The sequence below is a fragment of the Acidovorax benzenivorans genome (genome assembly GCF_028680575.1).
GTDB lineage: Bacteria > Pseudomonadota > Gammaproteobacteria > Burkholderiales > Burkholderiaceae_C > Acidovorax > Acidovorax benzenivorans.
Map to the genome: position 1 here is coordinate 177,137 of NZ_JAPCKI010000007.1, position 23,675 is coordinate 200,811.

20 protein-coding genes are annotated in these 23,675 nt (G+C 65.8%); 7 read left to right on the top strand and 13 right to left on the bottom strand.

Annotation, left to right across the window (positions count from 1 at the left end):
* Positions 1 to 110: 110 nt before the first annotated feature.
* From OIN59_RS14620 to recG, 3 genes are all read right to left on the bottom strand, one after another.
* Complete coding sequence (locus tag OIN59_RS14620; protein ID WP_274111534.1) at positions 111 to 1,844, bottom strand: dipeptidase; 1,734 nt, start codon at positions 1,842 to 1,844, stop codon at positions 111 to 113.
* Positions 1,845 to 1,991: 147 nt separating this feature from the next.
* Entirely contained in the window at positions 1,992 to 2,957 is a 966-nt protein-coding gene (locus tag OIN59_RS14625) for a LysR substrate-binding domain-containing protein (protein WP_274111536.1), read from the bottom strand.
* 41 nt (positions 2,958 to 2,998) lie between these two features.
* Positions 2,999 to 5,158, bottom strand: a complete 2,160-nt coding sequence (recG, locus tag OIN59_RS14630; RefSeq protein WP_274111538.1) for an ATP-dependent DNA helicase RecG — start codon at positions 5,156 to 5,158, stop codon at positions 2,999 to 3,001.
* Between the two features lie 111 nt (positions 5,159 to 5,269).
* Between recG and OIN59_RS14635 the strand changes: the two genes are divergently transcribed.
* The 4 genes from OIN59_RS14635 (at position 5,270) to OIN59_RS14650 (ending at position 9,656) form a co-directional block, all read left to right on the top strand.
* Positions 5,270 to 6,550 (top strand): HD-GYP domain-containing protein, encoded by a 1,281-nt coding sequence (locus OIN59_RS14635; RefSeq protein WP_274111540.1) that lies wholly within the window; start codon positions 5,270 to 5,272, stop codon positions 6,548 to 6,550.
* Between the two features lie 3 nt (positions 6,551 to 6,553).
* On the top strand, positions 6,554 to 7,510 hold the full coding sequence (locus OIN59_RS14640) for a 1-phosphofructokinase family hexose kinase (protein WP_274111542.1): 957 nt from the start codon (positions 6,554 to 6,556) through the stop codon (positions 7,508 to 7,510).
* Positions 7,511 to 7,602: 92 nt separating this feature from the next.
* Positions 7,603 to 8,748 carry a tRNA preQ1(34) S-adenosylmethionine ribosyltransferase-isomerase QueA gene (gene queA / locus OIN59_RS14645; RefSeq protein ID WP_274111544.1) on the top strand — a complete coding sequence of 382 codons (1,146 nt, stop codon included), beginning with the start codon at positions 7,603 to 7,605 and terminating at the stop codon, positions 8,746 to 8,748.
* Positions 8,745 to 9,656, top strand: coding sequence for a DMT family transporter (locus OIN59_RS14650; RefSeq protein WP_274111546.1), 912 nt, complete (start codon positions 8,745 to 8,747; stop codon positions 9,654 to 9,656). Before queA ends, OIN59_RS14650 begins: the two co-directional genes overlap by 4 nt.
* A gap of 96 nt (positions 9,657 to 9,752) precedes the next feature.
* On the opposite strand, the gene OIN59_RS14655 is transcribed toward OIN59_RS14650, so the two are convergent.
* Positions 9,753 to 11,354, bottom strand: coding sequence for a gamma-glutamyltransferase family protein (locus tag OIN59_RS14655; RefSeq protein ID WP_274111548.1), 1,602 nt, complete (start codon positions 11,352 to 11,354; stop codon positions 9,753 to 9,755).
* A 167-nt stretch (positions 11,355 to 11,521) separates the two neighbouring features.
* Positions 11,522 to 12,505, bottom strand: a complete 984-nt coding sequence (locus OIN59_RS14660; protein ID WP_274111550.1) for a Bug family tripartite tricarboxylate transporter substrate binding protein — start codon at positions 12,503 to 12,505, stop codon at positions 11,522 to 11,524.
* 149 nt (positions 12,506 to 12,654) lie between these two features.
* Between OIN59_RS14660 and OIN59_RS14665 the strand changes: the two genes are divergently transcribed.
* A complete protein-coding gene (locus OIN59_RS14665) occupies positions 12,655 to 13,566 on the top strand; it encodes a LysR family transcriptional regulator (RefSeq protein WP_274111552.1) in 912 nt (303 codons plus the stop codon).
* A gap of 12 nt (positions 13,567 to 13,578) precedes the next feature.
* On the opposite strand, the gene OIN59_RS14670 is transcribed toward OIN59_RS14665, so the two are convergent.
* From OIN59_RS14670 to trpE, 7 genes are all read right to left on the bottom strand, one after another.
* Entirely contained in the window at positions 13,579 to 14,295 is a 717-nt protein-coding gene (locus tag OIN59_RS14670) for a uracil-DNA glycosylase (protein WP_274111554.1), read from the bottom strand.
* 68 nt (positions 14,296 to 14,363) lie between these two features.
* Positions 14,364 to 15,164 carry an indole-3-glycerol phosphate synthase TrpC gene (trpC, locus tag OIN59_RS14675; RefSeq protein WP_274111556.1) on the bottom strand — a complete coding sequence of 267 codons (801 nt, stop codon included), beginning with the start codon at positions 15,162 to 15,164 and terminating at the stop codon, positions 14,364 to 14,366.
* Between the two features lie 717 nt (positions 15,165 to 15,881).
* Positions 15,882 to 16,913, bottom strand: a complete 1,032-nt coding sequence (gene trpD, locus OIN59_RS14680; RefSeq protein WP_274111558.1) for an anthranilate phosphoribosyltransferase — start codon at positions 16,911 to 16,913, stop codon at positions 15,882 to 15,884.
* A gap of 23 nt (positions 16,914 to 16,936) precedes the next feature.
* Positions 16,937 to 17,608 (bottom strand): LysE family translocator, encoded by a 672-nt coding sequence (locus OIN59_RS14685; protein ID WP_274111560.1) that lies wholly within the window; start codon positions 17,606 to 17,608, stop codon positions 16,937 to 16,939.
* Positions 17,605 to 18,192 carry an aminodeoxychorismate/anthranilate synthase component II gene (locus OIN59_RS14690; RefSeq protein ID WP_274111562.1) on the bottom strand — a complete coding sequence of 196 codons (588 nt, stop codon included), beginning with the start codon at positions 18,190 to 18,192 and terminating at the stop codon, positions 17,605 to 17,607. The genes OIN59_RS14685 and OIN59_RS14690 overlap by 4 nt, the downstream gene beginning before the upstream one ends.
* Positions 18,189 to 18,536 (bottom strand): chorismate mutase, encoded by a 348-nt coding sequence (locus OIN59_RS14695; RefSeq protein WP_274111564.1) that lies wholly within the window; start codon positions 18,534 to 18,536, stop codon positions 18,189 to 18,191. Before OIN59_RS14695 ends, OIN59_RS14690 begins: the two co-directional genes overlap by 4 nt.
* A complete protein-coding gene (gene trpE, locus OIN59_RS14700) occupies positions 18,533 to 20,032 on the bottom strand; it encodes an anthranilate synthase component I (protein ID WP_274111566.1) in 1,500 nt (499 codons plus the stop codon). The genes OIN59_RS14695 and trpE overlap by 4 nt, the downstream gene beginning before the upstream one ends.
* Positions 20,033 to 20,395: 363 nt before the next feature.
* Between trpE and OIN59_RS14705 the strand changes: the two genes are divergently transcribed.
* Positions 20,396 to 20,983: a chalcone isomerase family protein gene (locus OIN59_RS14705; protein WP_274111568.1), complete on the top strand. Its 588-nt coding sequence runs from the start codon at positions 20,396 to 20,398 to the stop codon at positions 20,981 to 20,983.
* A gap of 294 nt (positions 20,984 to 21,277) precedes the next feature.
* Positions 21,278 to 22,927 (top strand): methyl-accepting chemotaxis protein, encoded by a 1,650-nt coding sequence (locus tag OIN59_RS14710; protein WP_274111570.1) that lies wholly within the window; start codon positions 21,278 to 21,280, stop codon positions 22,925 to 22,927.
* 33 nt (positions 22,928 to 22,960) lie between these two features.
* On the opposite strand, the gene gph is transcribed toward OIN59_RS14710, so the two are convergent.
* Positions 22,961 to 23,671, bottom strand: coding sequence for a phosphoglycolate phosphatase (gph, locus tag OIN59_RS14715; protein ID WP_274111572.1), 711 nt, complete (start codon positions 23,669 to 23,671; stop codon positions 22,961 to 22,963).
* Between the last annotated feature and the right edge of the window lie 4 nt (positions 23,672 to 23,675).

Genomic DNA, 23,675 nt, shown 5'->3' on the forward strand with positions numbered 1-23,675 from the left:
AGCCACTGTAGCTCAAGACATCGGCATCGCCTGTCAGCCGATGCCGATGTCTTGCACCTGGATCAAGAACCGGAGCCCAGAAAACACACGGGTGGCCCCCACCCGCAGGCTCACTGCATTTGCGGCAGGTTGCCGATGCGCACCAGCATCTCGGTGAACATCTGCATGTCCGCGTCCAGGTCCACCACTTCCTTGAACTCCTTGGCGTTGTGGGCCGTGTACTTTTTGCCGGGCATGGCGGGACCAAAGTTGATGGCGTTGGGCATCAGCTTGGCCGTGGTGCTGCCAGCGGTGGGCACAGGCTGCGCAGGCAAGCCCGTGGTGTCGCCAAAGGTGTTGAGCAGCGTGGCCAGCCAGGCGCCCTTGGGGTCGCGGGCCATCCAGTTGCCTTGGTTGTGCTCCACCTCGACCGCCACGCCAGCCTGGGTGCCCCAGGCCTTGATGCGTTCGGTGGTGGCCTTGGCCAGGGCCTCGGGCGTGTTGCCACGGGGCATGCGCACGTTCACCAGCACATCGACCTTGCCGTCTTTCTCACGGATCAGGTTGGGCGACATGGTCAGCGGGCCCATGAAGTCGTCGCTGTAGGCCAGGCCGATGGTGCGGCCCAGGTAGTCCACGCCATACAGGTCAGCGATGTATTTCGCTGCCTGGGCATAGCCATTGGCCGCCACCGAAATGCCCGATTGCTGCAGGAACAGCGCCAGACGCGGCAGCGGGTTCACGCCTTCTTCAGGGCGCGAGCCGTGGGCCGAGACGCCCGTGACCTTGACCAGCACGTCTGCGCCTTCACGCGCCACATCGATGCTGAACTTGCCGCCCTGGCCGGTGTATTTGCCGATAAAGGCGTCCTTGGCAGCGCTGAGCTGGCGGGCGGTGGCGTCGGCATTGCCGCCACGCAGGCGGGCCGTGGCTGTCTGGGGCACAGCATTGGCCGATGCGGCGCCAGCCATGGCCACGATGGTGGGCTGGCTACCAGCTGCGGCACCCAGGGCGAAGGTGGTGCGCAGCGCGCCAGACCCCTTCTCAGCCACCACGGCGGGGTATTTGCTGTCGAGCACGATGTTGTACTCAGGCAGCGACGTCTTGGCACGGTAGTACTTCATCGCGTCACCACCGGTTTCTTCGGTGGTCTCGATCATGAGGCGGATGGTGCGGGCCAGCGGCAGACCGCTTTCCTTCACCGCCTTCATGGCGTACAGCACGGTGGCGATGGAGCCCTTGTCGTCAATGGAGCCCCTGCCGTACAGGTTGCCACCCACGCGGGTCAGCTTGAAGGGGTCGAGCTTGGTGCCGTCGTCCAGCACCCATTCGTCGGCCACCACGGGCACCACGTCGGCGTGGGTCAGGATGCCGAACTCTTCGGGGCCGCTGCCGGGCAACTTCACTTCAAAGATGCGGTTGTCCACGTTGCGGTATTGCAGGCCAAAGTCCTTGGCCATCCCTTCGACCAAGGCACCGAAGGCGATGATGTGTTTGTCTTCGTGCGGTGGCACCTTGTCGGCGCGCACCGTGGGAATGGCCACCATCTTCGCCGTGGCGGCGATCACCGCCGCCTGGTTGCGCAAGCGGTTGTGCAGGCCCAGCAAGCGGCTGATATTGACTAGGTCATCACCCGCCAAGGGCTTGTGGGCCAGATAAGCCGACACGGCGGTCTGCAACTGCGGCTGCATCTGTGCGGCCAGCGCCAGGAACTGGCGGAAGTCCACTGCGGCAGCGGCGGCAGGCGCCGCTGCAATGCGGTCGAGCGCAGGCTTCTTCAGCGTCTGGGCTGCGGGTGGGGTGGTGGGGGTAGAGCACGCCGTCAGGGCGGCAACCAGCGTGGCGGTGAGCCAAAGCATTTTCATAGGAACCTCTTGTGGGGGCAAAGGCACCGACCGCCGATGGGCAGAGGGCGCCGTGGAGCATGGCCTGCCCAGGCCGGGTGGACCTGCGCAGGGGCGGCGGGAGTGTAGCGCCGATTCCCGGTGGCCAATCGATGCCCGACGGCCCGGTCAGGACAGCCGTGTCACGCCTGGCAGCTCACACGCATAGATGGCATTGCGCAGGGCCGCAATGGCCTCGTAGCGCGTGAAGCTGCGGCGCCAGGCCAGCACCACGCGGCGCATGGGTGGCGGGCCGCCGTCCTCTTCGCGGATGGGCAGGTAACGGATGTAGGTCTCGTCGCTCTTGCGGCGGCGCGACACCGTGAGCAGCGCATCGCGCGGCACCGACAGGCGTGGCACCAGCGTCACCCCCATGCCAGCCGCCACCATGTGCTTGATGGTCTCCAGCGACGAGCCCTCGAACGACTTGCGGATGCCCTCGGCATTGCTCGCAAAACGCGCAAACTCGGGGCAGACCTCCAGCACATGGTCGCGAAAGCAGTGGCCCGCGCCCAGCAGCAGCATGGTTTCGTTTTTCAACTCGGCGGCCGTGACCGACTTCTTGGCCGCCAGCGGATGCGTGCTGGGCACAGCCGCCATGAAGGGCTCGTCATACAGCGGCGCCATGGCCAGGCCGGTGTCGGGGAAGGGCTCGGCCAGGATGGCGCAGTCGATCTCGCCGGTGCGCAGCATCTCCAGCAGCTTGACGGTGAAGTTCTCCTGCAGCATCAGCGGCATTTGCGGCGTGCGCGTGATGGACTGGCGCACCAGCTCGGGCAACAAATAAGGGCCAATGGTGTAGATCACGCCCAGCGTGAGCGGCCCGGCCAGCGGGTCCTTGCCGCGCTTGGCGATTTCCTTGATGGCCGCTGCCTGTTCCAGCACGCTTTGCGCCTGGCGCACGATGTCTTCGCCCAGCGGCGTCACCGTCACCTCGCCCGCGCTGCGCTCGAACAGCTTCACGTCCAGCTCTTCTTCCAGCTTCTTGATGGCCACAGAGAGTGTGGGTTGCGACACATAGCAGGCATCGGCCGCATGGCCAAAGTGCTTCTCGCGGGCCACCGCAACGATGTACTTGAGTTCGGTGAGGGTCATGGTGTGTTCCTGCGGGCCACGTCAGTGTGGGTCTGAGCGTCTCATGCCTTGAGATAGTCCGATTTTCCTCCCAACCAGCGCGCCACATGTTTCGCCGCCAGTTCAGGATAGCGGTCCAGCATCTGCGGCGCCAGTTCGCGCGCCCATTCGAGCAGATGCGTGTCGGTCGCCAGGTCGGCAAATCGCAGCAATGCATCGCCCGACTGGCGGGCACCCAGAAACTCACCGGGACCGCGAATCTCCAGGTCGCGCCGGGCGATCTCGAAGCCGTCGTTGGTTTCGGCCATGGCGCGCAGGCGCTCCTTGGCGGTTTCGCCCACGCGGCCGCTGTCGTTGGTGGCATACAGCAGCACACACGCCGAGGCCGCCGCACCCCGCCCCACCCGGCCGCGCAGCTGGTGCAGTTGGGAAAGGCCAAACCGCTCGGCATGTTCGATGACCATGAGCGAGGCATTGGGCACGTCCACCCCCACTTCAATCACGGTGGTGCTGACCAGCACGCCCATCTGGCCGCTGGTGAACAGCGCCATCACCGCCTTCTTCTCGGCGGTGGGCATGCGCGAGTGCAGCAGGCCGACCATGCAGCCCGGCAAGGCTTCGCTCAGATCGGCATGCGTGGCGGTGGCGTTACTCAGGTCCAGCGCCTCGCTCTCTTCGATCAGCGGGCACACCCAGTACACCTGCCGCCCGGCCTCCACCTGCGCGCCGATGCGTGCGATGACCTCGTCCTTGCGGCTGTCGGCGATGAGCTTGGTGACGATGGGCGTGCGGCCCGGGGGCAGCTCGTCGATGACGGACACATCCAGGTCGGCGTAGTAGCTCATGGCCAGGGTGCGCGGGATGGGCGTGGCGCTCATCATGAGCATGTGCGGCTCCATGCCATGGGCGGCGAGCTTTTGCCGCAGCGCCAGCCGCTGCGCCACACCAAAGCGGTGCTGCTCGTCGATGATGGCCAGCGCCAGGTTCTTGAACTGCACCTGCTCCTGGATCACGGCGTGGGTGCCCACCACCAGCGCGGCCTCGCCGCTGGCCACCAGCGCCAGCATGGCGGTGCGGTCTTTCTTCTTCTGCCCACCCACCAGCCAGGCCACTTTGCGGCCGCGTGCGGCCAGCAAGGGTTCGAGCCAGCCGATCATCTTGGCGAAATGTTGCTCAGCCAGGATTTCGGTGGGCGCCATCAGCGCGCACTGCCAGCCCGCGTCCATGGCCAGGCAAGCAGCCAGAGCCGACACCACGGTTTTGCCCGACCCGACATCGCCCTGCAGCAGGCGGTGCATGGGCACCTGGCGGGCCAGGTCGGCTGCGATTTCCTCGCCCACACGGCGCTGGGCGGCGGTCAGGTCAAACGGCAGCACGGCCAGCAACTGCTCATGCAGCGGCAAGGCACCGTCGGCGCCGTGCCGGGGCCGCAGCACCGGCGCGCGCAGCATGTCGCGTTCGCGCCGCGACTGCTGCTGCGATAGCTGCTGGGCCAACAGCTCCTCAGCCTTCAGGCGCTGCCAAGCGGGGTGGCTGTGGTCCTCCAGCGTGGAAAGCGCCACATCGGGCGTAGGGTGGTGCAAAAAAGTGAGCGCCTCGCGCAAGCTGAATAAGCGCTGCAGGCCATTCGGGCCATAAAACCGCGCCAGCGGCGGCTCCGCGCCGGGTGGCAGGGTGTCTGACAGATCCACCCGCATCAGCGCACTGACCACGGCACGGCGCAGGTAAGGCTGAGGCAGCCCCGCCGTCGTGGGGTACACCGGCGTCAGTGCCGCAGGCAACTCGCCCCCGGCCACGCGAAACGCCGGGTGCAGCATCTGCCGGCCCCAGAAGCCGCCCTTGACCTCGCCCCGGATGCGCAGGCGCGCCCCCACCGCCAGGGTCTTCTGGTGCGAGGGGTAGAAGCTGAAAAAGCGCAGCTCGCAGCTGCCCGTGTCGTCCTGCACCTGCACCAGCAACTGGCGACGCGGGCGTAGCTGAATCTCGCTGGCCATCACCGTGGCTTCGATCTGCACCATCTGCCCGTCGCGTGCATTGGCCAGCGGGGTGATGCGGGTTTCATCCTCATAGCGCAGGGGCAGGTGCAGGGCCAGGTCGATGTCGCGGCGCAGCCCCAGTTTCTGCAGCGCCTTTTGTGCCACCGAGGCTGCGCCCTGGCTGCGCGCTGCCGGGGCGGCCGCGAGCGCAGTGGTTTTGGTCGGTGCAGGGGTGGCGGCGGGCATGTGGAGCAAATTGCTAGGGAAAACGAGCGCAGATCGCAGCCCGAAAAGGCTACCATGGTTACCAACACTAACGCCTGAACACGGCGTGTTTTCGAGTCCCGGGTTATCGCCATGCTCAAACGCATCCACATCCAACACCTTACCCTGGGCATGTACCTGCACGAGTTTTGCGGCTCGTGGATGGACCACCCCTTCTGGAAGGCCAAGTTCCTGCTCAAGGACCCCAAGGACTTGGAACGCATTCAGGCCACAGCCATCCAGGAAATCTGGATCGACACCGACAAGGGCCTGGATGTGGCCGTGGGCACCGCGTCGATGTCGCGCGAAGAAGTCGATGCGCAGATCGAGACCGACTTCAGCCGCCTGGAGGACCTGCCGCCCGTCAAGGTGAAGCTACCGCCGCCCCCACCGCCCCCCAAGCGGGACCGCAGACCGGCGGACATGCACAGCGAGCTCAAGATGGCTGCCGCCATCTGCGTGAAGTCCAAGGAGGCGGTGGTCTCCATGTTCAACGAAGCGCGCATGGGCCGCGCGGTGGACTCGGCAGGCGCACAGAGCCTGGTGGAGGAGATTTCGGACTCCGTCACCCGCAACCCCGGCGCGCTCATCAGCCTGGCGCGGCTCAAAACCGCCGACGACTACACCTACATGCATTCGGTGGCCGTGTGCGCGCTCATGGTGGCGCTGGCCAAGCAGCTCAAGCTCAAGGAAGACCAGCAGCGGCTCGCCGGCATGGCGGGCCTGCTGCACGACCTGGGCAAGGCCGCCATCCCGCTGGCCGTGCTCAACAAGCCCGGCAAGCTCACCGACCAGGAGTTCGCCGTGGTGCGCAGCCACCCCGTGGAGGGCTACCACATGCTCAAGGAGGGCGGCAACGTGCCTGATGCGGTGCTGGACGCCTGCCTGCACCACCATGAAAAGGTGGACGGCTCGGGCTACCCCGACAAGCTGCAGGGCGAAGGCATCAGCGTGATCGCCCGCATGACGGCCGTCTGCGACGTGTACGACGCCATCACCTCCGACCGGCCCTACAAACGCGGCTGGGACCCGGCCGAGTCGCTGCGCCGCATGGCCGAGTGGACCAAGGACCACTTTGACGCCCGCATCTTCCAAGCCTTTGTCAAAAGCATCGGTATCTACCCCGTGGGCTCGCTGGTGCGGCTGACCTCGGGGCGCATTGGCGTGGTGACGGAGCAGTCCGCCACGGCGCTCACCACTCCCATGGTCAAGGTGTTCTTCTCGACCAAGTCCGACCTGCGCATCCCGCCCGAGATGGTGAATCTGGCCGCCCCGGACTGCAATGAAAAAATCGTGGCGCGCGAAGACCCTGAGAAGTGGCACTTTCCAGACCTGAACGAACTGTGGTCAGGCTTTACTGACAAAGTCTGGTAGTCCATGTCGGCACTGATCACCCTGACGCTGAACCCCGCCCTCGACCTGGCAACCACCACCGACCACATTGCGCCCACCCACAAGCTGCGCTGCGGCCCGGTGCAGCGGTTTGCGGGTGGTGGTGGCATCAACGTGGCCCGTGTGCTGCACCGGCTGGGCGCCGATGTGTTGGCCTGGGCATTGATGGGTGGCGCGGCGGGCGCGCAGGTGCAGCAGTTGCTGGCCCATGAGGGCGTACCCACGCGGTTGCAGGGCATTGCGGGCGACACGCGCGAGAACTTCTCGGTGGTCGAGACCAGCACGGGCCAGGAATTTCGGTTTGTGCTGCCCGGCCCCACATTGCTAGCCAACGAGTGGCAGGCCTGCCTGGATGCACTGACGGCATACACCCCGCCGCCGCGCTGGCTCATTGCCAGTGGCAGCCTGCCACCAGGCACACCCGACAACTTCTACGCCCAACTGGCACAGGCCCTGCGCGGGCGGAACATGCGCGTGGCCATCGACACGTCGGGCCCGCCGCTGGCGGCCGCGCTGCAGGCCGGTGTGGCCCTGGTCAAGCCCAGCCTGCGCGAGCTGCGCGATGTGATGCAACAGCCCCTGGAGCACGCAGCCGACTGGTGCGCCGCCGCCCAGTCGTTGGTTCACAGCGGCGCGGCCGAGACGGTGGCTCTGTCACTGGGTGAACAAGGCGCCGTGCTGGCCACGCGCGAGGGCGTGTGGCAGTCGCCAGCCCTCAACGTGCCCGCCACCACCGGCACCACAGGCGCGGGCGACTGTTTTCTGGCCGCCTTGGTGTGGGCGCTGGACCGGGGCGATGCCCCTGCCGAGGCACTGCGCTGGGGCGTGGCAGCCGGTGCTGCGGCCTTGCTGCACCCGGGCACCACGCTGGCCCAGGCCGATGACGTGCAGCGGCTGGTGCACGGCGTGCCAGAGCCCGTGGCGTTCACAACCCAGCCATAGTCCCAGGAGTCTGCAGGGCGCGCAGCCCCGTGGGACAATCGCGCCTTCCGCAATTTTTACCTTGGCACGGGCCCGTTCGGCCCTCAAGCACGATGACTGATCTCTCCAGCGGCGCAGCCAGTGCGCCCGCAACACCCCGCGTGTTCACCCTCAGCGACTTCGACTTCTCGCTGCCCCCCGAACTCATTGCCCAGCACCCTGCCCCCGAGCGCAGCGCCTCGCGCCTGCTCGACGGCCGCGCCATGCAGCCCGTGGACCGCATCTTTCGCGAGCTGCCCGGCCTGCTGCGCGCGGGTGACCTGCTGGTGTTCAACGACACGCGCGTGGTCAAGGCGCGCATCTTTGGCGAGAAGGCCAGCGGCGGCAAGCTGGAGCTGCTGATCGAGCGCGTGCTGCCCGCCGAGGCCGGCAACCCCGGCAACGAAGTCGTGGCCCACATGAAGGTCAGCAAAAAGCCCCTGCCCGGCAGCGTGGTGCACATGGCCGGGGGCCGCAAGGCAGGGGGCTTTGACGCGCAGCTGCTCGGCCGCTGGCCCACCGAGGACGGCCCGCTGTTCCGCTTTGCGTTGCACGGCCCGGCAGGCGAATCGCCCTGGGCGCTGATGGACCGCCACGGCCACCTGCCGCTGCCGCCCTACATCGAACGCCACCAGAACACCGACCACGACCCCGACGAGGCCGAGGACAGCCAGCGCTACCAGACGGTGTTCGCACGCGCGCCCGGCGCCGTGGCCGCCCCCACCGCCGCACTGCACTTTGACGAAGGCGTGTTGGCCGACCTGGCCGCGCGCGGCATCGAGCGCGCCAGCGTCACCCTGCATGTGGGCGCTGGCACCTTCCAGCCCTGCAAGACCGAAAACCTGGCCGAGCACCAGATGCACAGCGAGTGGTACGAAGTGCCCCTGGCCACGCTGGCCGCGCTGGAGCGCTGCCGCCAGCGCGGTGGCCGCGTGGTGGCCGTGGGCACCACCACCGTGCGCACGCTCGAATCCTGGGCCAGAACCGGCCAGGCCACGGGCGACACCAACATCTTCATCACCCCGGGCTTTGGCTTCCAGGTGGTGGATGTGCTGATCACCAACTTCCACCTGCCCAAGAGCACGCTGATGATGCTGGTGAGCGCCTTCGCGGGCTACGCCCACATCATGGGCCTGTACCGCCACGCGATGGCGCAGCAGTACCGATTCTTCAGCTATGGCGACGCGATGCTGCTGGAGCGCGCGCGCAGCACACCGTGAGCCCCCCGCCCCTCGCCGCCGACGACCTGCAGGCCCGCCGCACCCGGCGGCGCTCAGCCCTGGTGGGCATCGTGCTGACCGTGGTGGCCTGCGCCTGTTTTGCGCTGCTGGACACCGCCACCAAGCTGGTGAGCGTGGGCGTGCCGCTGCTGATGGCGCTGTGGATGCGCTACCTGTTCCAGTCGGTGCTGACCACGGCCTTTGTGCTGCACCGCGAGGGGCTGACCGCACTGCGCACCACACAGCCGCGCTTTCAGGCCCTGCGCGGGGCGCTGTTCACGGCCACCAGCCTGTTTGGCTTCATCAGCATCATGCACATGCCACTGCCCGAGTTCACGGCCGTGGTGGCGACCACGCCGCTGTGCGTGACGGTGGTGGCCGCGCTGTGGCTGCACCAGCGTGTGAGCGCCTGGCGCTGGCTGCTGGTGGCGATGGGCCTCACGGGCACGCTGGCCATCATCCGCCCAGGCAGCGACGCCTTCACCTGGGCTCTGCTGTGGCCGCTGTGCCTGCTGGCCTCGGGCACGGGTTACCAAGTCATCAGCAGCAAGATGGCCGGGCACGAGAGCCCCGCCACCACCCAGCTCTACACCAGCTGGATCGCCACGGCGCTGGTGTCGCTGGGGGTGCCGTTTGTGTGGCAGTCCATCACCGACCCATGGCTGTGGGTGGGCATGTTCACCATGGGCCTGTCGAGCGCGGTGGGCCACATGCTGCTGCTCAACGCTTATGCGCGCACCACACCCGTGACGATTGCGCCGTTTTTGTATTCGCAGATCGGCTTTGCGATGCTGGCGGGCTGGCTGGTGTACCGCCACGTGCCCGACGCGTGGTCGCTGGCGGGCATTGCCGCCATCGTGCTCAGCGGCGCGGCCAGCGCGTGGCTGACCGTGCGCGAGACACGTTAAGAGCCAAAACAGTCAGAAGCGCTTATACAACATGCCTTAATAGCTATTTAATTTATAGCAATTCAACCCAACAAAGGGCGCGGAGCCCAACGTTCGTCAGAACGCCACCGCGTGCCCATCCTTGCGCGGGTCGGAGCCAGCGATGTAGCTGTTGCCATTGCGCAGCACCAGTTGAGCACCGCCAAAGGCGAACACGCCGTTGCCTTCTTCCACCGTCACCTCGTGCCCGCGCGCGCGCAGCGCGGCGATCACGGCGGGGTCGAAGCCCGACTCCACGGCCACGCCCTTGCCGCCTGTCACGCGCCAGCGCGGCGCGTCGGCAGCGGCCTGCGGGTTCTGGCCGTAGCGCAGCACGCGCAGCGCCATCTGGGTATGGCCCTGGCTTTGCATGGGGCCGCCCATCACGCCGAACGCCATCTGCGGCGTGCCGTCGGCATGCATGGCAAAGGCCGGGATGATGGTGTGCGAGGGGCGCTTGCGCGGCGCCACCTGATTGGCGTGGCCGGGCGTGAGGTTGAAGCCATGGCCCCGGTTCTGCAGGCTGATGCCGGTGCCCGGCACCACCACACCCGAACCAAAGCCCATGTAGTTGGACTGGATGAACGACACCATCATGCCCTGGCTATCTGCCGCCGCCAGGTACACCGTGCCACCAGGGCGGGGAGCGCCGTGCCCTGGGTCGCCCGCGTGCTCGCGGTCGATGAGGGCAGCGCGGCCGCGCAGGTAGTCGGCGTCGAGCAGGTCACGCGGCGCCACCTGCATGGCGTCGATGTCGGCGTTGTATTGGTGCAGGTCGGCAAACGCGAGCTTCATGGCCTCGATGCTGGCGTGCACCGTCTCCACATCGTCCACCGGGTGCGCCCCGATGCCATGCGCGTCGAGCATGCCCAGCGCCATCAGTGCTGCAATGCCCTGACCGTTGGGCGGGATCTCATGGACCACCGAATCACCAAAGCGCTGGTGAATGGTGCCCACCCAATCGGCCTGGTGCCCGGCCAGATCGGGCAGCGTCATGGCGCCGCCATTCGCCTGCGAATGCTCCACGATGCGCTCGGCGATCACGCCCCGGTAGAAGGCCTCGCCCTCGGTCTCGGCGATCAGCTCCAGCGTGCGGGCGTGGGCTTCGCTGCGGAAGATCTCCCCCGCCTGGGGAACACGACCATTCGGCATGAAACATTCGGCAAACCCAGGCTGCGCCCCCAGCTTGGCCGCGCCCAACGCCCAGAGGCGGGCAATGGTGGGCGACACCGGAAAACCGTTGCGCGCGTAGTCGATGGCTGGCTGGGCCAGCTGCGCAAACGGCAGCTTGCCCAAGCGCTTGGACAGTGCCACCCAGGCCGACACAGCGCCTGGCACGGTGACGGCGTTCCAGCCCGTTTCGGGGATGCCGCCCAGCTTTTCAAAATACTCCGGCGTCCAGGCCGCTGGCGAGCGCCCCGAGGCATTGAGGCCGTGCAGTTCCTTGCCGTCCCACACGATGGCAAACCCATCGCTACCCAGGCCGCAGCCCGTGGGCTCGACCACCGTGAGCGCCATGGCGGCCGCCAGGGCAGCGTCCACCGCATTGCCGCCAGCCAGCAGCATGCGCAGGCCCGCCTGCGCGGCCAGCGGCTGCGAGGTGGAGACCACGTTGCGGCCCATGACCGCACTGCGGTGCGAAGAATAAGGAAGGGACCAGTCGAGGGATGGGGTATTCATGGCGTTCTGACTCTGTTGCCCCGCACAGGGCGGGCTGTATGACACCGGCGCGGCGCAAAGCGAGTGACGCCGAGGAAGGGCCGCCCCGCACCGAGGGCGTCGTCCCCTCGCCCGCATCGCGCAGCGGTGTGAGAGCGGGGAGAAGGCGCGCAGCGCCTCAAAGGGGATTATTCAATGCTTATCTTGTGTTGACGGATCACGGTGGCCCAACGGTTGCTGTCAGCCTGCACCATCGCAGCGAACTGCGCGGGCGTGCGCGGCGCGGCGGGCTCCACGCCCAGCTTGGCCAGGCTCTCGGCCACTTCGGGCGCCTGCACAGCCTTGGCGAAGGCCTTGTGCACCTTCTCGACCAGCGCGGGCGGCGCCCCGGCAGGCAGGTACACGCCGAACCAGGTCACCGACGAATAACCGGGCAGGCCGGATTCGGCCAGCGTGGGCAACTCGGGCGCCAGCGTGCTGCGCTTTTCGCTGGTCACGGCCAGGGCGCGCAGGCGGCCGGCCTTGGCGTGGGGCATGCCGGTGGGCAGGGAGTCGAACAGCACATGCGTCTGCCCGGCGATCAGGTCTGGAATGGCCAGCGCCGTGCCCTTGTAGGGGATGTGGGTCATCTCCACCCCCGCCTGGGCGCTGAAGGCGGCGGTGTTCAGGTGCACGATGGTGCCGTTGCCGCTGGTGGCGTAGTTGAGCTTGCCAGGGTGGGCCTTGGCGTAGGCGATGAGTTCGCCCACGGTCTTGACCGGCAGCGAGTTGGTGACCAGCAGCACGCTGGGTGCGTCAGCCACATGGGCCACGGGGGTGAAGTCCTTGCGCGGGTCGTAGGCCAGCTTGGGCATCAGGTGGGGCGAGATGGCGTGTGTGCTGCTGGTCGTCAGCAGCAGGGTGTAGCCGTCGGCCTGGGCTTTGGCCGCCTCGGCCGTGCCCAGGGTGCCGCCCGCGCCAGGCTTGTTGTCCACCACCAGCTGCTGCCCCAGGTCGGCCGCCACACGCTGCGTGACCACGCGGGCCACCAGGTCGGTCGCGCCACTGGCCGGGAAGGGCACGATCACCCGCACGGGGCGGTCAGGCCAGTTGGCTTGCGCATGCGCGGCAGACGCCACCACCAGCAGGCTGGCCAAGCCCCAGACACCACGGCCCCACGAAAGTAGACGCATACACAGCACTCCAGCAAAGAAATCGAACCACAGAGAGTGGGGCCATCTTAGGAATCTGTGCCTTGCTTGACCACCAGCATTTTGGCAATCTGCTTTGCCATAGCGGCAAACCGAAGGATACTGAGTGCTTCCCCCTCAGAACCACCCGCATGCGCCCTGACCTGCTGCAAGACACCACCCTGCGCTACTTTCTGGAAGTGGCGCAGAGCGGCTCGCTCACCGAGGCATCGGCCCGGCTGCATGTGGCCGCCTCGGCGCTGAGCCGCCAGATCGCGGGGCTGGAGGCCCAGCTGGGCACGCCGCTGTTCGAGCGCCACCCGCGCGGCATGGTGCTGACGGCGGCGGGAGAGATTTTGGCCGTGCACGCGCGCCGCACGGTGCTGGACGCCGAACGCGCCCTGGGCGAGATCGGCGCATTGCAGGGCCTGCGCGCCGGGCAGGTGCGGCTGGCCACGTCCGACGCGTTTGCCAACGAACTGGTGCCGCGCCTGTGTGTTGAATTCCAGCGCACCCATGTGGGCGTGCAGTTCAGCGTGATCGCACGGCCCACAGCCCAGGTGCCCGATGCCGTGCGCAGTGGCGCGGCCGACATCGGCCTGTGCTTCAGCCGCGCGCCGCACAAGGACATCGAGGTGGCCTACCGCCAGAGCGCACCGGTGCTGGCCCTGCTGCCGCCCGGCCACCCGCTGGCCAACGCAGACAGCGTGACCCTGGCACAGATGGCCGAGTACCCACTGGCCCTGCCCCCCGCCGAAACCACGGTGCGCCAGATGATCGACATCGTCTGCAGCCGCCAGGGCCTGCAGCTCACGGCCGTGCTCATCAGCAACCATGCCAAGACGGTGGTCAACTTTGTGCAACTGGGGGGTGGCCTGTCGGTGGCCAGCGAAATCGCAGTGCGCCACATGGTGGCCGACCGCACCATCGTGGCCCTGCCCATCAGCGACCCCGGCATGGACCTGCGCGACATCGAGATCCAGACCCTGGCGGGGCGCAGCCTGCCGGTGGCGGCGCAGGCGTTTCTGGAGTTGCTCAAGGAGCAACTGCCAGGGCTCGGGTGAAGGGAAGGCCGCTCAGTAGCCGTGCTGCTGGCGGAAATCCCGCGCCTGGCTGAAATGCCCGTTGCCAATGAAAGGCACGGGCGGGCGCAGCGCCGACAGCGGCGATGGGTGGTTGGACGTGAGCACCAGGTGCCCCCGGTCTGACGGAATCCAGGCGCGTTTGGACTGTGCGTGCGAGCCCCAAAGCATGAACACCACCGGGCGTGGGCCTTCAGCCACATGGCGGATGACGGCGTCGGTCAGCTCCTCCCACCCCTTGCCCGCATGGCTGGCGGCCTGGCCTTCTTCTACCGTGAGGCCGGTGTTGAGCAGCAGCACCCCGTTTTTCGCCCACTTGGTCAGGCTGCCGCCTGGGTTCGGAAACGGTGGGAAGGCCACCCCCAGGTCGCGCTGCATTTCCTTGAAGATGTTCTGCAGCGAGGGCGGCAGGCGCACGCCCGGCGCCACCGAAAACGCCAACCCCTCGGCCTGGCCCCGACCGTGGTATGGGTCCTGCCCCAGGATGACCACGCGCACATCCTCAGGTGGCGTCAGCTCCAGCGCGCGCAGCGGCTGGGGCGGAAAAATCGCCGTGCCCGCCTGCAGCCGTGTTTGCAAGAACGCGAGCAACGCCTGCCCACGGGCACCGTCAAAAAAGGCGTCCACCAAAGGCTGCCAGCCGGGCGCCACAGGCCAGTCGGCGGGGTTGGCGCTTTGGAGCTGGGTGGAGGGCTGAACCGATAAATTCATGGCAAAAATGGCCTCAAGCGCTTTATGGATAAGCGCCAACAGCTATAAAAACAATAGCGACAACAACCTCAAGCAAACAACTTGGCCAGCGCCAGGCCTGGGTCATCCGCCCGCATGAAGGCCTCGCCCACCAGGAAGGCGTGCACACCCGCATCGCGCATGGTCTTCACGTCCTGGGGCTTGAGGATGCCGGACTCGGTGACCAGCAAACGGTCTGGCGGTACGTCCTTCAACATGGAGAGCGTCGTGTCCAGCGTCACCTCGAACGTGCGCAGGTTGCGGTTGTTGATGCCGACCAGCGGGGTCTTGAGCTTCAGCGCCCGCTCCAGTTCGGGGCGGTCATGCACCTCCACCAGCACCGCCATGTCCAGGCCACGGGCAATGGCCTCGAAGTCGGCCATCTGGGCGTCGTCCAGGCTGGCCGCAATCAGCAAGATGGCATCGGCGCCCATGGCGCGCGATTCGTAGATCTGGTACGCGTCCACCATGAAATCCTTGCGCAGCACAGGCAGCAACGTGCTGGCGCGGGCTTGTTTCAGATAGTCGGGCTGGCCCTGAAAGAACTGCCGGTCGGTCAGCACTGACAGGCAGGCAGCGCTGACCTTGCCGTCGCCTTCCATGTAGCTTTGGGCGATGTCGGCGGGCTCGAAGTCGGCGCGCAGCACGCCCTTGCTGGGGCTGGCCTTCTTGATCTCGGCAATCACTGCCGCCTGGCCCTTGGCGATCTTGGCCCGCAGTGCGCCTTCAAAGTCGCGCGTGAGCACGCGGCTCTCGGCATCGGCGCGCATGGCGGGTAGCGGCAGGCGCTTTTTGGCAGCGGCCACTTCTTCGTGTTTGACGGCCACGATCTTGTTGAGGATGTCGCTCATAGGGAACCTTCAAATAGAAATACAAACTGTGCCGAACCGACACTTACATCGTGACCTGAAGAGCAAGATATTCAGGCTCCAAATAGTCTTGCAGAGGCTCGTTTCATCCGCGAGGAACTCGGATACCTTAGCCCCAGACGCCCAATCAACCGGTCCAAACATCTGTCGGTCAATGCCGTTTCTCGCCGAGATCCTCGTTGCACCGCAACCTGAGTCAAGGTCACATCGACATCCGTGGGCTCCCGATGCAGTACGAGGCTAAACCAGACTTCGTTCGTATCGCTTGTGTCCAAGATTGCCCAACTAAGACTGTGAACAGACTCCAGTTTGATCGTGCTTTGTTCATTCATGCCCACAGGCGTCAGCGTACGCTGATGAAAATCGAGGACCCACCCTTGCGACTTCCTGCGGATAAATTTCCGCCGTAGCATCACCGTCATACAAACGGTCGCAACCATACCCACCGACCAAAAAACTAACCAGAGATTCTCAGCCCGCACGTCAAAAGTCATCAATAGCACGGCCAGGAGAACCAGCACAGCGAAGCCGGAGAAAGAGATGAGGGTTGTCAGGTCAGGGAGGCTGATTCCTCCCAGGCTCAAGGGCAACCACACTTTGGGCTGCTGCTCGATCGCTGCGACCCACCCCGCAAGACTGCGTTGTCGGGGTATGGACGCCATATAGGTCAAGCTGCGGCTCGCGAGAGGCTCAAAACACTTACGTGGCCAGCGCGTGCGTACGCGTGACCATCTGCTCCAGCTTGGCCAGCGCGGCACCAGAGGCAATGGCAGCACGTGCCTTGGCAATGCCGCCGGGGATGGAATCGACCACATTGGCCGCGTACAGCGCCACACCCGCGTTCAAGCAGACGATGTCCTGCGCGGCGCCGGGCTCGCCCTTGAGCACGCCGATCAGCATCTCGCGCGATTGCTCGGGCGTTTCGACCTTGAGCGCGCGGTTGCTCGCCATGGGGAGGCCGAAGTCTTCGGGGTGGATTTCGTATTCGGTGATCTGGCCGTTCTTCAGCTCGCCCACCAGCGTGGCAGCGCCCAGGCTGACTTCGTCCATGCCGTCGCGGCCGTAGACCACCAGCGCGTGCTCAGCGCCCAGGCGCTGCAACGCGCGCACCTGGATGCCCACGAGGTCGGGGTGGAACACGCCCATCAGGATGTTGGGTGCGCCCGCCGGGTTGGTGAGCGGGCCCAGGATGTTGAAGATGGTGCGCACGCCCAGCTCCTTGCGCACCGGGGCCACGTTCTTCATGGCGGGGTGGTGATTGGGCGCAAACATGAAGCCGATGCCGACTTCAGCAATGCACTGGGCGATCTGCTCGGGCTTGAGGTTGATGTGGATGCCCAGGGCCTCCATCACATCAGCACTGCCGCTCTTGCTCGACACACCGCGTCCGCCATGTTTGCTGACCTTGGCGCCCGCTGCTGCGGCCACGAACATCGAGCAGGTGGAGATGTTGAAGGTGTTGGCACCGTCGCCGCCCGTGCCCACGATGTCCACCATGTGGGTCGCGTCCTTGACGTGCACCTTGGTGCTGAACTCGCGCATCACCTGCGCGGCGGCGGTGATCTCGCCGATGGTTTCCTTCTTCACGCGCAGGCCGGTGAGGATGGATGCGGTCATGACCGGCGAGAGTTCGCCCTGCATGATGAGCCGCATCAGGTGCAGCATCTCGTCGTGGAAAATTTCGCGGTGCTCGATGGTGCGCTGCAGCGCTTCCTGGGGGGTGATGGGCATAACGGTGTCTCCTAGGGTGGCGTTCAAGCCGCCGGTTGATCAGTAAAGGCCAGCTTGAGTCCGAAGCCGATGAACATGGCACCCGCCACGCGGTCCAGCCAGTGCATGCTGCGCTGAATGACCGTGGCGCGCCGCGCCATCCACGACGCGGCCAGCGCCCAGCCCACGTTGACGGGGATGGCGTTCACATTGAACAGCACGCCCAGCAGCACAAAGGCCAGCGCCTTGTTGTCCGCACCCGGCGCGATGAACTGCGGCACAAAGGCCAGAAAGAAGATGGCGACCTTGGGGTTGAGCACATTGGTCCAGAAGCCGCCCAGAAACACCTTGCGCAGCGGCGTGTGCTGCGCAGGGGTCGCCTGCGCAGCCGCCAGGGCAGCACTGTTGCCCCCGTCAGCGCCGGGCTTGGACAGCAGCATGCGCACGCCCATCCACATCAGGTACGCCGCGCCGATCCACTTGAGCACGGTGAACGCCGTAGCCGATGCGGCCAAGAGCGCGCCCACGCCCACAGCGGCCGCAAAGATGTGCACAAAACAACCGGCCGTAATGCCCAGCCCCGCCACGATGCCCGCACGTGTGCCGGACTTGAGTGCGTTGGTCACGATGTAGAGCACATCAGGCCCGGGTGTGAGATTCAGCAGCCAGCCTGCGGCGATGAACATCACCAGTTGGTGGCTGTCGATGAAGTTCATGCGCGCTGCTCCAGAAAGTTCTTCAGCATGGCGTGGCCGTGTTCGGTAAGGATGCTTTCAGGGTGGAACTGCACGCCCTCAATCGCCAGCGTCTTGTGGCGCACGCCCATGATCTCGCCGTCTTCCGTCCAGGCCGTCACTTCCAACACATCAGGGCAAGTGGCACGTTCGATGGCCAGCGAGTGGTAGCGGTTGACGGTGAATTGCTCGGGCAAACCCGCAAACACACCCTTTTGCGTGGTGGTGATGACGCTGGTCTTGCCGTGCATCAGCTCCTGCGCGCGGATGATGTTGCCGCCAAACGCAGCACCAATGGCCTGATGGCCCAGGCACACACCCAGGATGGGCAACTTGCCCGCAAAGTGCTGAATCGCTGCCACCGAGATACCTGCCTCTGCCGGTGAACAAGGGCCGGGCGAGATGACCAGACGATCAAGTTGGCCTGCAGTCAGTCGCGCCTCGATCTCCGCCACGGTGATCTCGTCGTTGCGGAACACGGCCACATCGGCGCCCAGTTCACCAAAATACTGGACGATGTTGTAGGTGAAGCTGTCGTAGTTATCGACCATCAAGAGTTTTGTCATGCGGCGCTCCCGGCAAGGGCGGGCTCGCGCAGACGGGCGAACTCGCGGTGTTCATAGGCAATGCAGGCTTCCATGAGGCTGCGGTAGATGGCTTCCATCACATCGGCGTCGCCGCCTTCGGCCTGGGCGCGCTCACGCACGCGGGCCACGATGGCTTCGATGCGCGCTTCATCGCGCACCTGTTCCACACCTTGCTTGATGCGGGCGGCCTGGGTCATGTAGCCCACGCGCTCCACCAGCAGGGGCACCAGCACGTCGTCCAGCGCGTTCACTTCGCGGCGCACGTCCTGCATGGTGGTGCAGGCCTTCACTTTGGCAATGGCCTTGGGGTCACGGGTTGTCATTCCAGCCCCTCCTCGACCAGCTCGGCGGCGCGCAGCAGGGCGCGGGCCTTGTGTTCGGTCTCCTTCCACTCCAGCTCGGGCACCGAATCGGCCACCACGCCAGCGGCGGCCTGCACATAGAGCGTGCCGTTCTTGATGATGCCGGTACGGATCGCAATGGCCACATCCATGTCACCCGCGTAGCTCAAGTAACCACAGGCGCCGCCGTACAGGCCGCGCTTGGTGGGTTCGAGCTGATCAATCAGTTCCATGGCGTGCACCTTGGGCGCACCGGTCAGCGTGCCTGCGGGGAACGTGGCCTTGAGCACGTCCATGCTGGTCATGCCGTCGTGCAGGATGCCTTCCACGTTGCTCACGATGTGCATCACGTGGCTGTAGCGCTCCACCGCAAAGGCCTCGGTCACCTTCACGGTGCCGGTTTTGGCGATGCGGCCGATGTCGTTGCGCGCCAGGTCGATCAGCATCACGTGCTCAGCGCGCTCCTTGGGGTCGTTGATGAGCTCGACCTCGGTGGCCTTGTCCTTCTCGGGCGTGGCGCCACGCGGGCGGGTTCCGGCCAGGGGGCGGATGGTGACCTTGGTGCCCTCTTCGGTCTTTTCCTGGCGCACCAGGATCTCGGGGCTGGCGCCCACCACATGGAAGTCGCCAAAGTCGTAGAAGTACATGTACGGCGAAGGGTTCAGCGAACGCAGCGCGCGGTACAGGGAGAGGGGGCTTTCGGTGTAGCGCTTGTGGATGCGTTGACCGACCTGCACCTGCATAAAGTCACCGGCGGCAATCAGCTCCTTGGCGCGGTCCACGGCGGCCAGGTAGTCGGCCTTGGCAAAGTCGCGCTGGGCGGGGTGGCTTTCGGTGGCCTTGACCACGGGGGCGCTCACCGAATACTTGAGCTGGTCTTTCAACTCGCGCAGGCGCTTCTTGGCCTTGGCGTACGCCTCGGGCTGGGCCGGGTCGGCGTACACAATGAGGTAGAGCTTGCCCGAGAGGTTGTCGATGACGGCCAGCTCCTCGCACTGCAGCAGCAGGATGTCGGGGCAACCCAGCGTGTCGGGTGGGCAGGTGGTCTCCAGCTTCTTTTCGATGTAGCGCACCGCGTCGTAGCCAAAGTAGCCCGCCAGGCCACCACAAAAGCGCGGCAGGCCGGGGCGCAGTGCCACCTTGAAGCGTTTTTGGTAGGCCTCGATGAAGTCGAGCGGGTTGCCTTGCGCGGTCTCTACCACCTGGCCGTCGGTCACGACCTCGGTCTTGGCCTTAGAGCCAAAGCCGCTGGCGCGCAGCAGGGTGCGCGCGGGCAGGCCGATGAAGCTGTAGCGCCCGAAGCGCTCACCGCCCACCACGGATTCGAGCAGAAAGCTGTGCTTGCCGCCGTCCTTGGTGTGCGCCAGCTTCAGGTAGAGCGAGAGCGGGGTTTCCAGGTCCGCAAAGGCCTCGACCATGAGCGGAATGCGGTTGTAGCCTTCGCTGGCCAGGCTTTTGAATTCAAGTTCTGTGATCACGGGGAGGGCTCCCAGCTGTCGCAGCGCGTGTCCCTGTGCAATGACAAAAAGGGGCGCTGCGGTCCATTCAATCGGCCTCACCGCATCGGGGTAGAGGCCACGGGTGCACGCTGGGGCGTTTGCCCAGGTGCCATCAGGCGTTCAAAAGGACAGGCTGACGCCAGGGCCAGGCTCCCCGGTCGCTGCAACCTGTGATGAACACGTGATGAATGAACATAGGGCAAAGTGTAGCAAAGCTTTTTTGGCAGCCCGGTGCCAGCGATCCGGCACGAGGTCACACAACCACTCGAAAACCCTGTTGCGGCCCGACAGGAGCGCTGCAACAATTTGAAACGAACGACCGTTCTTTTTTAGGAGCTGCGCATGAAATTCCTGACGCGATGCGCTGTGATGGCCGGAGCCTGCTTGTTGGCAGCCAGTGCCATTGCCCAGCCCATTACCGTGGCCGACGTGAAATACGAAGAAACCGCCAGCCTGAGCGGCAGCACCCTGCAGCTCAACGGCGCAGGGGTGCGCTACAAGGCAGTGTTCAAGGTGTACACAGCAGGGCTTTATCTCGAAAAGAAAGTCGGCACACTCGCCGACATCGCGGCCCAGAAGGGCCCCAAGCGCATGAGCATCACCATGCTGCGCGATATCGATTCCACCGAGCTGGGCAAGCTGTTCTCGCGCGGCATGGAGGACAACATGGACCGCGCGGCGTTCTCCAAGCTCATCCCCGGTGTGCTGCGCATGAGCCAGATCTTCTCGGACCACAAGAAGCTGGTGGCGGGCGACCAGTTCCAGATCGACTGGATTCCCGGCACGGGCACCGTGATCACCGTCAAGGGCAAGCCGCAGGGAGAGCCGTTCAAGGAACCCGAGTTCTTCAACGCCCTGCTGGGCATCTGGCTGGGCAATGCGCCGGCGGACTGGAAGCTCAAGGACGCCCTGCTGGGCAAACCCGCCTGATTCCGAGCGCAGGGCAAACCGCGACGCACCCCGGCTCCGCGCTGTCGCACGCCCGACAGACGCGTCTCCTACCGGGGAGTAGCCTTTGCCGACCCCATACCGTCCTTCCCATTGCCCCCAGCTTTTCATTCCTCGCTTTTTTCTTGACGCAACAACGAACCTTGCACTGCGCGCCACCCACAGCATGCAAGGCCACGGCTGAACCGAGCTTTTCGCGCTACCCGCGCCACGCAACGAGCCGTCTGTAACGCGCCCCTCTTCTGTCCCCAGACATCTTTCGCGCCAGACACCACCATGAAACTCAGCCACCTCTCCGTCGGCCTGCGCCTGGGCGCATCCTTTGGCGCCATCCTGCTCATTACCGCCCTCATCGCCGCCACCGGCATGTGGCGCATTGCCAACCTGCAAAACGCCAGCGAACGTGTGGCCACACAAGAAATAGAGCAACAGACGCTGGTGGAAGACTGGGCGTCGGACATCCGCCTGAACTGGGTGCGCACGGAGGCCTTCCTCAAGGCCATCGACCGCGACTACATGGATAAGCTCACAGCCGACACCCAAGCCACGGCCACGGGCATGGAGGCCAAGGTCAAGCGCATTGAGGCACTGGTGCAAAGCGATCAGGCAAAAGGCCTTCTCACCGCCATTGCAGCGGCCCGCAAGGCGTACAACGACAAGCTCACCGAAATCCGCGAACTGCACCGTGGTGGCGAACCCAACGTGCCAACCCTGGTGGACAAGGACCTGCGCCCGCTGGCCGACCAGTACCTGAAGTCGCTCGACGATCTGCGCAAGACCATGGCCGCCCAACTGGCCGAAAGCCAGGCGGACACATCCACGCTGGCCAAGGCCAGCCAGGTGCTGCTGGGCGTGGGCACGCTGGTCGCTGTGGCGCTGGGGGCATTGATGGGCCTGACAGTCACCCGCTCCATCGTGCGCCCCTTGCAGCAGGGCCAGCAGGCCGCAGAAAGCATTGCCGACGGTGACCTGACCCACCCCATCGCCGCCAGCGGCAACGACGAAACCGGCCAGCTGCTGCAGGCGTTGTCCACCATGCAGTCACGCCTGGCCACCATCGTGGGCAACGTGCGCTACAGCGCCGAGGGCGTGGCCACGGCCAGCGCTGAGATTGCATCGGGCAACAACGACCTGAGTGCCCGCACTGAACAGCAGGCCAGCGCGCTGGAAGAAACCGCCGCGTCCATGGAGGAGCTGGGCTCCACCGTGCGCCAGAACGCCGACAACGCCCGCACCGCCAACCAGTTGGCCATGAGTGCATCCACCGTGGCCCAGCAGGGCGGCGACGTGGTGGCCGAGGTGGTGGACACCATGAAGGGTATCAACGACAGCAGCCGCAAGATCGCCGACATCATCAGCGTGATCGACGGCATCGCCTTCCAGACCAACATCCTGGCGCTGAACGCCGCCGTGGAGGCCGCCCGTGCGGGCGAGCAGGGCCGGGGCTTTGCCGTGGTGGCCGGTGAGGTGCGCAACCTGGCCCAGCGCAGTGCCGAGGCCGCTAAGGAGATCAAGGGCCTGATCGATACCAGCGTGGAGCGTGTGGAGCGCGGCACGGCGCTGGTGGACAAGGCGGGCACCACGATGACCGAAGTGGTCAGCGCCATCCGCCGCGTGACCGACATCATGGGAGAGATCAGCGCCGCCAGCGGCGAACAAAGTCAGGGCGTCTCGCAAGTTGGCGAGGCGATCACCCAGATGGACCAGGCCACCCAGCAGAACGCCGCCCTGGTGGAGCAAAGCGCCGCCGCCGCCGACAGCCTCAAGACCCAGGCCGGACAGCTGGTGGACGCCGTGGCGGTGTTCCGCCTGTCGGGCCAGGCGGAACACCCTGGCAACGCCGCCCCCGCGAATGTGCGCAACGGTGCCCCCAGCGCATCCCGACTGGACTACCGCAGCGTGGCTCCACGCCAGCTCACGGTCTGATGGGGGCACGGCTGTCGGCGGACAGCCTGACTGCTACACCAACTGCGCGAGCGAATCCACAAAACCATCGGCATCGACAGCCCGCACAGGCTGGCCGTGGTTGTAGCCATAGGTGACCAGCACCACAGGGCACCCTGCGGCCCGCGCCGCCTGCGCATCGTTGCTGGAGTCGCCCACCATCAGCGTGCGCGCGGGGTCCGTGCCCAAGGCTTCGCAGGTCTTGAGCAGCGGCAGCGGGTCGGGCTTCTTGCGCTCGAACGAGTCGCCGCCGAAGACTTTCTCGAAATACCCGCCGAGCCCCTTGGACTGCAACAGGGGCAGTGCAAAGTCCCGGGGCTTGTTGGTCAGGCAGGCGAGCCGCAAACCCCGGGCCTGCAGCGCCTGGAGCCCCGCCAGCACACCGTCATACACCCCGGCGTACTGGCCATTGACGGCCAGATAGTGGCGCTGGTAGCTGGCCCAGGCCAATGGATACAACGCTTCAATTTCAGTAGCAACAGAGGCATAATTTACCTGCGCCAGCACATGTTGGAGCACTGAACGCAGCAAATGCTCCGAGCCCTTGCCCACCATGTGCTCGATCGTCTGGGCTGCGATGGATGGCAGCGCCAGTTCACGCAGCATGCGGTTGAGCGCCTCGTTGAAGTCCCCCATGGTGTCCACCATGGTGCCGTCCAGGTCGATGATGGCGGCGTCCACGCGAGTCAGCAACGTGGACAACAAAGGGGTAGCGGCGAGGGGCATGGCG